The 10,014-nt window shown below is 70.5% G+C and carries 11 protein-coding genes; 5 read left to right on the top strand and 6 right to left on the bottom strand.

What is annotated here, in order from left to right; all coding sequences use genetic code 11:
• Positions 1-88: 88 nt before the first annotated feature.
• Both ACIBTV_RS31260 and ACIBTV_RS31255 read right to left on the bottom strand, forming a co-directional pair.
• A complete protein-coding gene (locus ACIBTV_RS31260; protein ID WP_396710768.1) occupies positions 89-1,051 on the bottom strand; it encodes a TerC/Alx family metal homeostasis membrane protein in 963 nt (320 codons plus the stop codon).
• A 221-nt stretch (positions 1,052-1,272) separates the two neighbouring features.
• Positions 1,273-1,965, bottom strand: a complete 693-nt coding sequence (locus ACIBTV_RS31255; RefSeq protein WP_091589416.1) for a CBS domain-containing protein — start codon at positions 1,963-1,965, stop codon at positions 1,273-1,275.
• A gap of 213 nt (positions 1,966-2,178) precedes the next feature.
• On the opposite strand from ACIBTV_RS31255, the gene ACIBTV_RS31250 reads away from it, so the two are divergent.
• A complete protein-coding gene (locus tag ACIBTV_RS31250; protein ID WP_396710766.1) occupies positions 2,179-2,733 on the top strand; it encodes a hypothetical protein in 555 nt (184 codons plus the stop codon).
• Positions 2,734-3,031: 298 nt separating this feature from the next.
• Here ACIBTV_RS31250 and ACIBTV_RS31245 read toward each other — a convergent pair whose 3' ends face one another.
• Complete coding sequence (locus ACIBTV_RS31245) at positions 3,032-3,646, bottom strand: glyoxalase (RefSeq protein WP_396710765.1); 615 nt, start codon at positions 3,644-3,646, stop codon at positions 3,032-3,034.
• A gap of 253 nt (positions 3,647-3,899) precedes the next feature.
• Between ACIBTV_RS31245 and ACIBTV_RS31240 the strand changes: the two genes are divergently transcribed.
• Positions 3,900-4,397, top strand: coding sequence for a hypothetical protein (locus ACIBTV_RS31240; RefSeq protein ID WP_396710763.1), 498 nt, complete (start codon positions 3,900-3,902; stop codon positions 4,395-4,397).
• Between the two features lie 119 nt (positions 4,398-4,516).
• On the opposite strand, the gene ACIBTV_RS31235 is transcribed toward ACIBTV_RS31240, so the two are convergent.
• From ACIBTV_RS31235 to ACIBTV_RS31225, 3 genes are all read right to left on the bottom strand, one after another.
• Positions 4,517-6,076 (bottom strand): acetolactate synthase large subunit, encoded by a 1,560-nt coding sequence (locus ACIBTV_RS31235; RefSeq protein WP_396710762.1) that lies wholly within the window; start codon positions 6,074-6,076, stop codon positions 4,517-4,519.
• 245 nt (positions 6,077-6,321) lie between these two features.
• Positions 6,322-6,573 (bottom strand): hypothetical protein, encoded by a 252-nt coding sequence (locus ACIBTV_RS31230; RefSeq protein WP_396710760.1) that lies wholly within the window; start codon positions 6,571-6,573, stop codon positions 6,322-6,324.
• Positions 6,570-6,872, bottom strand: coding sequence for a DivIVA domain-containing protein (locus ACIBTV_RS31225; protein WP_396710758.1), 303 nt, complete (start codon positions 6,870-6,872; stop codon positions 6,570-6,572). Before ACIBTV_RS31225 ends, ACIBTV_RS31230 begins: the two co-directional genes overlap by 4 nt.
• Positions 6,873-7,100: 228 nt before the next feature.
• Between ACIBTV_RS31225 and ACIBTV_RS31220 the strand changes: the two genes are divergently transcribed.
• From ACIBTV_RS31220 to ACIBTV_RS31210, 3 genes are all read left to right on the top strand, one after another.
• Positions 7,101-7,991, top strand: coding sequence for a helix-turn-helix domain-containing protein (locus ACIBTV_RS31220; protein WP_396710757.1), 891 nt, complete (start codon positions 7,101-7,103; stop codon positions 7,989-7,991).
• On the top strand, positions 7,984-8,184 hold the full coding sequence (locus ACIBTV_RS31215) for a DUF397 domain-containing protein (protein WP_396710755.1): 201 nt from the start codon (positions 7,984-7,986) through the stop codon (positions 8,182-8,184). Before ACIBTV_RS31220 ends, ACIBTV_RS31215 begins: the two co-directional genes overlap by 8 nt.
• Before the next feature lie 836 nt (positions 8,185-9,020).
• Positions 9,021-9,923, top strand: coding sequence for a DUF2637 domain-containing protein (locus tag ACIBTV_RS31210; RefSeq protein ID WP_396710754.1), 903 nt, complete (start codon positions 9,021-9,023; stop codon positions 9,921-9,923).
• The last annotated feature ends 91 nt before the right edge of the window (positions 9,924-10,014 follow it).

Raw genomic sequence — 10,014 nt, 5'->3', positions numbered from 1 at the left:
GGACTCACCGGTCCAAGGGGTGGGAGTGCTCACTCGCCCGCAGCTACCGGACATCGAGTCTGCCTCCCGACTGACCCGACACCTCCCATTAGGGGTGGCCGGCCGGCGGGCCCTTGCCCGCGCGGACCCGCTCGCGGCGCGCCGACAGCACGCTCCAGCCCACCGACACCGACAGGGTCACCACGACCACCGCCAGCGTGAGCCACAGCGGCAGCTTCCCCACCGGCGTCTCGGCCAGGATCAGCTTCACCCCGGCGAAGGCCAGCAGCAGGGCCAGCCCGTAGCGCAGGTAACCGAAGTGCCGTAGCAGCCCGGCCAGACAGAAGTAGAGGCTCCGCAGGCCGAGCACGGCGAACGCGTTGGCGGTCCAGACCAGGAAGGTGTGGGTCGTGATGGCGAGGATCGCGGCCACCGAGTCGATCGCGAACACCACGTCGGTGGCCTCGATCGCGACCAGTGCGACCAGCAGCAGGGTCGCCCTGCGCCGCCCGCCGAGGCGCACGGTGAACCGGTCACCGTGGTAGCCGGGGTCGGTGGGGACGACCCGCCGGAACAGCCGCACCACCACGTTGCGCTCCGGGTCCACGTCGGGTTCCCCGCGTACGGCCAGCCGGTAACCGGTCCAGATCAGGAACCCGCCGAGCACGATGCCGGCCCAGGCGAGGCTTTTCAGCAGCTCGGCGCCGGCGAAGATGAAGACCAGCCGAAACCCGAGGGCGCCGACGACCCCCCAGAACAGCACCTTGTGCTGGTAGCCGGCGGGCACCCGGAAGTAGCCGAAGAGCAGGGCGAAGACGAAGACGTTGTCCACGGACAACGCCTTCTCCAGCAGGTAGCCGGAGAAGTACGCGACCGCCGGCTCGCCGCCGCCCCACACCCAGATGAGCACACCGAACAGGACGCCGGCGCCGATCCAGATCCCGCTCCAGACCAGCGCCTCGCGCAGCTCGATGACATGGTTGTCGCGGTGCGAGAAGACGTCGACCGCGAGCATCACCGCGATGACCACGGTCACCGCGGCCCAGGCCCAGCCGGGCACCGGGAACGTCACCTCGCCCACCCGGCGCCCTCCGCATCGCCGCCCACCGGGACCCCGGCCCCCGCCGCTCGTCGTGGCGCGGCGTAGGTCGCCGGGTCGGCTTCGAGCCTAGGCGAGCGGTGGGGCCGAGGAAGTCGGCTCCGGCCAAGTCAGCCGCCGCGCCCACCCGTGGGGGCGGGGCCCCCGGCGGCCGGGTGGGGGGTGACCCGGCCGCCGGGGGCCCCGGGTGGGGCTCAGGCCACCGGGGTGACCCGGCCCGGCTCCACCAGGGCGACGTCGTCGACGTCGTACGCGATCCCGTTCGACACCCGCACCACCCCGCTGACCTGGGTCGCCAGGTGGCCGGCGAGGTGCGCGGCGGAGCGCCGGTCGAGCCGCCCGGCCAGGGTGACCTCACCGGCCCGGACCTGCACGGTGACCTTCCCGTCGCGCACGGCGAGGATCCGGTGCAGCACCTCCTGCACCACGTCCTCGCGGATCTCCGCGTCGGTGCGCAAGTGCACCCGCAACAGGTCACCGCGGGTCACGATGCCGACGAGCCGGCCCAGGTCGTCGAGCACCGGCAGCCGCTTCACCCGCTCCCGGTCCATCGTCCGGGCCGCGGCCGGCAGGGACGCCTCGGCGTACGTGGTGACCGCCGGCGCCGTCATCAGATCGGCGGCCAGCAGCGCGTCGGCCTTGCCCCGGGCGCTGCGCCGCCTGCGGCCCTCGAAGATCCGCCGCTGCTCCGGGTCACCGCTGTGCTCGATCTTGTGCAGGAGATCCGCCTCCGACACCACGCCCAGCACCCGCCGGAACCCGTCGACCACCGGCACGCCGCTGATCCCCCGCCGAACCAGCACGTCGACGATCTCCCGGTACGGGGTCCGCTCCCCCACCGTCGCGACGTCGCGGGTCATCACGTCACCCACCTGCCATGTCCTCATCACAGCCTCCTCACCGCTGTCCACCTCGGACGTTACGGACGTACGCGATGCGGGGTCAGGGCCGCGCGACCGGCGTTGCCCGGTCCACCCGACCCGGACCGGACAGGTCCAAGGTCCCGGTCGCGGCGGCCCGGGCGGCCCTGCCGGCGCGACCCCCGCCGACCGTCTACTGGAGATGCCACCGAGAGCCGGGGCACGAGCAGACGAGAGGACGTGGAGACCATGACCGCGACGACCGGAACCACCGCCAGGACCGCCCCCGCGGCGGTCGAGACCACCCGCGAGCGGGCTGTCCGGTTCCTCCTCGCCGGCCTGCGTCTCGCGCTTGGTTGGGTGTTCCTCTGGGCCTTCCTCGACAAGCTGTTCGGGCTGGGCCTGGCCACCGAGGGCAAGAACGCCTGGATCAACGGGGGCAGCCCCACCAAGGGATTCCTCGCCTTCGGCGCGGCCGGCCCGTTCGAGGGCTTCTACCACGGCATCGCTGGCGCGGCCTGGGCCGACTGGCTGTTCATGATCGGTCTCGCCGCCATCGGCACCGCCCTGCTGCTCGGCATCGGTGTCCGGGTCGCCGCCGTGGCCGGCGGGCTGCTGCTGGTCATGATGTGGACCGCCGTGCTGCCCCCGGAGAACAACCCCTTCATGGACGACCACCTGATCTACGCCGCGGCGCTGGCCGTCCTCGCCTTGGTCAACGCGGGCGACACCTGGGGCCTCGGCCGGTGGTGGGCGCGACTGCCGATCGTCGAGCGCAACGCCTGGCTCCGCTGACCGACCCCCACCCGACGGCGGGAGGCCCCCCGAGGCCTCCCGCCGTCGGCGCGGAAGCGTTGACGAAATAGAAACTGCCGTAACCCTGCCCAGCGCCCGAGGTCACACCGAGGGACCACCCCCTAGCGCGCAACAGCCGCTCCTCGTCCATGCTCGGTACGCCCTGCAGGACGTGCACGAAGGCGTTCGCCACCTCCTCCGGCGGGATCTCCACGAACGCCCGGTCGGTGCTCACCTGGGTGAACTGGATCGCGCCGGTGGTTGCCCCAGCCGACCGCCGACCCGGCCGGTCCCCTGGTCACCGCGATCCGCATGCCTCCCACCCGAACCCGTCCGGGTCGATGAAGGGTCCGGCGTCGCTGCCGATGACGATCCGGTGCGAGCCGGTGCCGTCCGGGGAGACGCCGGCGTCCTTGGCGGCGGCACGCCGCCCGTACAGCGCCAGCTTGACGGACGACTCCGCGGTGGCGAACTCGACGTACTTGCTGCCGAAGCTCTTCGCCACGGCGAAACCGCGGTCGACGTAGAACTGCTTGCTCGCCTTCACGTCCGCGACGCCGAGCAGCAGCACGATGTCGTCGATCTGCCGGTTGGCGGGGCCGGTGTCCTTCTTTGCCGACGTTGCGACCTTCCAGATCGCCCCGTCCGGTGCCTGCACCACGCCGCCGTACCCCCAGAATCCCTTCTTGACGGGCTTCAACGCCGTGGCGCCGCAGTTGAGAGCGGCTCCGATGAGGCTGTCGACGGTGCTGGGTTGGGACACCACGAGCGACAGCATGTACCCGCGGAAGCCGGTGGTCGGTGCCGCCGCGGCACGGACGTGCACGTTGTCGCCCACGCCGAAGGCGGTGTAGAAGGTGCTGGCGGTCGCGGGGTCGAGGACGTCGAGGGTGACGGACTTGATGGAGGTCATGCCGATCACGCTATGTACGACCGTGCGGCCCCTGCTTCTCGATTCCTGACCGGTTCGGCGTAGCCAGCGAGGCGGCGGATCGCCGTGCGAGGCCACACGTTCGTCAGCACCTCAGGCAGGCCCGTCGCTGACGAGGAAGAACACGTTTTTCACACCGCGGTTGCGCAGTTCGGTCAGCGGTCACCCGACAGGTGGACCGTCCCCGACCGTCCGACGATCTTGGAAGTCGTACACCTCAGGCAGGATGAGCGCCATGACGACGCACCACCCGACCAGCCTGCGCCTGGTCTACGGCCACGCGCAGCTGCACGACTGCCTCGCCTTCGCCGACGCGAACACCGCCGCCGAGGAGGCCGTGGAGATCACCGCTCTCGCCGCCGCCCGCACCTGGGGCGAGGCCCGCCAGGTGCGGATGACCCACCTGGACAACCCCGCCGGCCCGGACTACCACGAGCCGGCGGGCGACTGCGCCGACGACCAGCCCTTCGACATCAACGAGCTGGGCACGGTCATGCAGGGCGACTGGCCCCGGATGGTCACCGCGCGCGCGTTCGCGCTGCTCCCCGAGGACCTGCAGGACCGGTTCGGCACGCGCCGCTCCACCGCACACAACGGTGACTTCCTCGAGGTGCCGATCGACCACGAGAGCGAGCTGGTGGCGGAGCTGCGCGAGCGCGGCTACGAGGTCACCCGCGACGACGAGCTCATCAACGTGCTCGACGGCCGCGGCTTCAACCCGCTCGTCGGCTGACTCCGGCGCACTCGCCGCTGCCACAGTCGGCCCCGCGCGGTTGAACCGGGGCCGACGGTGGCTCGGCCGGGAGGTCCCGGAAGACTCGGCCTTCCCCTGAACCGGGGCTTGCGGCAGGGTCAGGCAACCGGCGGGATGACGGCCTGGATGAGGTGTGGCCCCGGTTCGGCGATCGCGCGGGAGAACTGCTCGGCGAGTTCCTCGGCGGTCGTGGCGCGGCTGGCGGGGATACCGAATCCCTCCGCCAGTTTCACGTAGTCGATCGCCGGGTTGGCCAGGTCGAACATCGGGATGTCATCCGCCTTGCCGGAGCCGGGGCGGAGAGTGAAGTACGTCCACTCGGCGCGGAGGATCGCGTACGCATGGTTGTTGAGGATCACGTTGGTGATGTTCGATCGCTCGCGGGCCTGGGTCCAGAGCGCGGTGAGGGTGTACATGGCGCACCCGTCGGCCACCAGTGCCACCACCGGCCGGTCGGGGGCGGCGATGGCGGCGCCGACGGCCAACGGCAGGCCGTCGCCCATTGCGCCGCCGCACTGCATCAGCACGTCGTGGCGGGGAGCGCCCTCGGTGGCTGCGGCCAGGGCGGTGCCGGAGCTGACGCTTTCGTCGATGACGATCGCCCGTTCGGGCAGCAGCGCGCCGATGACCTCGGTCCAGCTCTTGACGGTGAGCGGTCCGCTCGGCATCGCCGGGCGCCGGGGCTCGTTGACGTCGGGAGCCGTGCCGGGCGCCAGCAGGTCGGCGAGTTGGACGAGCGCGGCGACGGCATCCTGACCGGCGTCGGCGAGCGCGTGCGACTGGGCGTCGTCGGGGACGAGGCAGCTCGGTGTGTCGGGGTAGGCGAAGAAGGCGACAGGCGCCTTGGCGCCGGCGGTGATGACGTGCCGCACCCCGGCCAACTGCTTGACCGCCTGGTCGGGAAAGAAGCTCAGCCGGGGGAACGTAGGCAGACCGGCGCCGTGCTCGAGCCGGTTGGAGTAGATCTCCTGGAGGACCCGTACGCCGGTGGCGGCACTGATGCGGCTCGCCGCGCAGAGGCCCGCCTCGCGGACCGCCGCGCCACCGATGACCAGGGCAGCAGGTTCGCCGCTGCGAAGCACGTCCGCGATCTGTGCGATCACCTCCTGGGTCACCGGCTGCGGCGGCTTGCGGGCGGCCGGTGTGCCGACGACTCCGCCGTCGTTCCAGGAGGCATCCGCCGGCACGATCATGGTGGCGATCTGCCCCGGTGGTTCCAGCGCCGCGGCCATGGTGGCGGCGGCGTCGGTCCCGGTGCCCGCGGCGTTCTCGGGACGGCGGACCGAGCCGCGTAGCCAACTGCCGAGGGCCGCGATGTCCGAGGTCAGCGGCGAGTCGAAGACGTTGTGGTAGGTCGGGTGGTCGCCGACGAGGCTGACGACCGGCGAGTTGGCGCGTCGGCTGTTGTGCAGGTTCGTCAGGCCGTAGGCGAATCCTGGGCCCAGGTGCAGCAGTGTCGCGGCGGGCTTGCCGGCGATGCGGGCGTAACCGTCGGCCGCGCCGGTGGCCACTCCCTCGAAGAGGGTCAGCACTCCGCGCATCTGTGGTACGGCGTCCATCGCCCCGACCAGGTGCATCTCGGTGGTGCCCGCGTTGGCGAAGACGACTTCCAGGCCGCCGTCCGCCAGCGTCTTCATCAGCGCTTCAGCCCCGTTCACCTGCACGCCCCGTCCCTCAGCCAGCCCGCAACGACTGCCAGCGTAGGCCACCAAAGCGGCACAAACTGAAAAAAGCGGACTGCTACCGGGTAGGAGTGACCCGTTGGCCCTGGTCTCGGAGTGGGGCGAGCCGACCTGGAGCGCGCTCGTCGGCGACCGTAGGACAGGCCGGACCCACGTGCGCTGCCATGCGCTCGCCCGCGACCTACCCTCCGAGCACTCAGGCCTCGACGGCGAGATGCTGCTCACCGACGCAGGCGGCGGGAGCAGGCACCGTCGTGACCGTCGCGGAGCAGACAGCGTCGGCCGCCGGGCAGCCTCAGGTCGCAGAAGACGCGGTGGCGGAGGAACTGCTGGTCCTCCTCGGACACCGTGGTCTCCCCCGGGTCGGTCATGGGCAGCACCGTCATCCAGCGGCCGATGACCCGGGCCAGGCGTTGCGCGGCGGGCAGGTCGGCGGCGACGACGGGCAGGTGGATGACGTACCGCTGGCTCATCGGGTCTGACCCGGCTCGTTGCGGGCGCGCGCGTGGTCGGTCTGCCAGCGGCGCAGCGCGTCCTTGATCCGTGCGGTCTCGCGGCGGCTCTCGGCGAGGGCCGTGTGCAGGGCGGCCATGTCGCCGGCGACCCGGTGCAGGAAGGCGTACACGTCGTCGGGGTTCAGACCGCGACGTCCGAGCCGAGTGGGTGGAAAGCGGCGCTCGCGCACCTGCCACGGCAACAGGCTGGTGTACGGGGCGGAGCGGTAGGTCGTGCCATCGCTCGCCCGACCAAGTCGCTGGTTCCTGGCGTTCATGTCTGCCTGCCTTCCTGTCGTGGGGAGGCGAGATGTTGTCGGGAACGCATCGCGGTTGTTCGGCGGAACGACGACCGCTGAGCTTCGACCAGCCTGCGGCAGTCCGCAGTAGAAATGCAACGTTCCAAACCATCATTTCTGCTTTATGCATTGACTTTCTTTGCTGAAACCCGTAGGAGTTGCAGGAGCAGAGCCCGCAGTGTTGCGCTATGGAACCAGGAGCGTGCGATGGCCGAAGACGTCGGATCGACGGTGCCGCGGCGGCAACTCGGTCGGCTGTTGCGGCAGTTCCGCAACGAGGCCGGTGTGACGCTCGACGCCGCAGCTGAGGCCCTCGAATACAGCCGACAGAAGATCTGGCGCCTTGAGTGCGGCATGGGCTCCGTGCGAGTGCTCGACGTCAAGGCGATGTGCGAGCTGTACGGGGTGTCGCCCGAGATGACCGAGGCGATGCGCGGCCTGGCCGCGGAGACGAAGTCGAGGGGCTGGTGGCACGCGTACGGGGATGCGGTGCCGAGCTGGTTCGAACTGTACGTAGGGCTGGAGGCCGCCGCCGCCCGACTCCGTGAGTTCGAGGAGACGCTGATCCCCGGTCTGTTGCAGACACGGGAGTATGCGCTCGGCCTCGCGCGCCTGGACCAGCCGTCGGCCAGCGAAGAGGATCGCGAACGGTCGGTGGAGGTCCGACTACAACGGCAGGCGCTTCTGACTCGACGGCTGCCACAGCCGCCCCGGTTGGATGCCGTCCTCTCAGAGGCAGTGCTGCGCCGCACTGTCGGCAGTCGGAGTGCGATGGTCGAGCAGCTCACGCGCCTCTTGTCGGCCGGAGAGATGCCGAACGTGTCCGTGCGGGTGCTGCCCTTCGCCGCAGGGCCACACTCCGGTGCGGTCGCTGGTTCGTTCGTGATTCTCGACTTCCCCGCCACCAGCGGCGGGCGAACCGCGCCGGAGCCCTCGGTGGCGTACAGCGAATCGCTGACCGGTGCCCTGTACCTCGACAAGCCGGACGAGCTGGCCGCCTACCGGAGCGTCTGGCAGAGTCTCGAGCGGCTAGCACTCGATGAGTCACAATCGACGGACATGATCAAGAGCGTCATCGCGGAGTTGCGACATGACTGACCTGACCGGCGCCGTCTGGCGCAAGAGCACCCGCAGCGGCGGCAACGGCGGCAACTGCGTCGAGGTCGCCATGAATCTTCCCCGCGTGGTGGCCGTCCGGGACTCCAAGGACAGCTCGGGCGCGGTCCTTACGTTCAGGCCGCAAGCCTGGAGCGACTTCATCAGCACCGTCCGCGGCAACGCTCTCCGATGAGGGCATGCGTCTTCGCGCCCTGCCCACTGCACGGTTTCCCTGCTCAGCAGCACTGCCGTTGAGCAGGAGCGTTCTCGCCGCTCAACTCGGCTACATGCTCGACCACGTCAATCTGCATCTGGAAGGACGGAGTCCGGCCGCAGCGCAGGAACGCCGGTGACGAATCGTCCGGCGGCTTGCCCTGCGTGTGCGCGGCCAGCTCGAACCATGATCGCCGGCCCCGTCGCCGTGCAAGTCGCGACTGCGCTCGAAGGATCCCGGAGGCTCCGGCGGGCAAGACAGTGTCATGTCGGGCACGCCCGGTGGCTCCGGCATGCACGAGACAGGCGGTAGGGGTTGACTCGCCCGGCATTAGCGGGGCGTACTTGATGTACGTTCTCGCCCTGTCGGCTGGCGCGCTCGACGACTGATGACAGGCAGGCGCCCTCAAGACCGCTTGCCTGCTCCTGTTCGCGTCAATGCCAGCACGACGTCGAGTGATGGGAGGTTCCATGAAGGACCGTCGGCCGGCGAGTTGAGCCGCCTCATGACGGCGTCGGTTGTCTTACGCCGTAGTGGATCCTGGCCCTCATGGCGCGGCTTGGCCGCCTGCCTCTGCCCGCCCGATGGCCCCAGCCTGCCGTGCAGGTTGTAGCAAACGCCTGTCGTCGTCCTGCTGCCGGCGGCTGCGCGGAGTCCGCTCGTTCGATGACTCTACGGCCTACACAAACATTGGAGCAACGACATGACTTCCATCAACATCACCACGGTTGAGCTGCCGGTTATGGCCGTCCACGCCTGCCCAGCCACCCCCATCACGGCCACACACCGAGATCGTTTCGACAGGTGGGGGGCCCTTGGCGACAGCTGAGCGTCGACCGCACGGACCGTCCGGTCAGGTACGGCTGAGGCGGGAGCGGCTCGAGAACTTCGTCCAGGTGCTGATCATGCTGTTGATCGGCGGGGCGGCCGGCGCGGCGTCGTTCCGTCACGTACACGACGTCGCGGCTGCGCACGGCCAGCCAGGCTGGTTGGCGTGGGCCGACGCGGTCGTGCTGGAGTTGGCATCGATCGCGGGCGGCCTGGAGCTGCGCCGCAACCGGCGCTTGGGCAAGAGCGTCGCCTTCCCCGCCACGATGTTGACGGTGGCCGTTTTCCTGTCTCTGGCGGCGCAGGTGGTGGAGGCGCAGCCATCGGTGATCGGTTGGATCGCCGCCGCGCTGCCGGCGCTGGGCTTCCTGGCGATGGTGAAGATCGCGCTCGGCCGCGCCGATGCTGCCCCGTCCCAGCGGACGACACCGACCGCCCGGACCACGGGGACCGCCCAGACCACGGGAGCCGTCCGGACCGCATCCGGACCGACGCCCGCCAGCGCGGCCGCGGTCCCGGACGCCCAGGACCCGGCCCGGGACCGCCGGAGCCCGGTCAACATCAGCACTCTCGCCGTCCGGAACGCCGCCGCCGTGGTCCCGGCCGCGGCGGACCGGGGTTTAGCGGTCCCGGACCGACGGTCCGGTAGCGCGCGGGACCGGGACGACCGTCCGGAGGTCGTCGCGCTGGTCCCGGACGCCCGGACCGCCGCTCGCATTCTCGCGGTCCAGGGGACGCCGCTGTCCCGCACGGCCCTCGCCCGCCAGATGCGCGCGGAGGGACACCAGCTGTCCAACGCCACGGCCTCGGCGCTCATGCGCATTCTGCGCGCCGAGGCGGCTGCACCCAACCCGTCCGTGCCGAATCTGTCACAGCATGCGGCCGTCTGACCCGAAAATCGATCAGTGAGTGGGCAGGCGGCAGCACCCGGCGCAGCGTAGCGGAGCCGGGTTGATGGTTGTTGATGTCAGGCGGCTTGCT

The organism is Micromonospora sp. NPDC049366 (assembly GCF_044466625.1).
In the GTDB taxonomy this organism is placed as follows: Bacteria; Actinomycetota; Actinomycetes; order Mycobacteriales; family Micromonosporaceae; genus Micromonospora.
Note: the sequence above shows the minus strand (reverse complement) of the source record. Positions and strands in the feature narration are given on the sequence as shown.

Bases quoted from the DNA above. Each gene is read 5' to 3' on its own strand.
- ACIBTV_RS31240 (WP_396710763.1), top strand. From the start codon at position 3,900: ATGACGACGCACCACCCGACCAGCCTGCGCCTGGTCTACGGCCACGCG.
- ACIBTV_RS31215 (WP_396710755.1), top strand. From the start codon at position 7,984: ATGACTGACCTGACCGGCGCCGTCTGGCGCAAGAGCACCCGCAGCGGC.
- ACIBTV_RS31255 (WP_091589416.1), bottom strand. From the start codon at position 1,965: ATGAGGACATGGCAGGTGGGTGACGTGATGACCCGCGACGTCGCGACG.
- ACIBTV_RS31245 (WP_396710765.1), bottom strand. From the start codon at position 3,646: ATGACCTCCATCAAGTCCGTCACCCTCGACGTCCTCGACCCCGCGACC.
- ACIBTV_RS31230 (WP_396710760.1), bottom strand. From the start codon at position 6,573: ATGAGCCAGCGGTACGTCATCCACCTGCCCGTCGTCGCCGCCGACCTG.
- ACIBTV_RS31220 (WP_396710757.1), top strand. From the start codon at position 7,101: ATGGCCGAAGACGTCGGATCGACGGTGCCGCGGCGGCAACTCGGTCGG.
- ACIBTV_RS31225 (WP_396710758.1), bottom strand. From the start codon at position 6,872: ATGAACGCCAGGAACCAGCGACTTGGTCGGGCGAGCGATGGCACGACC.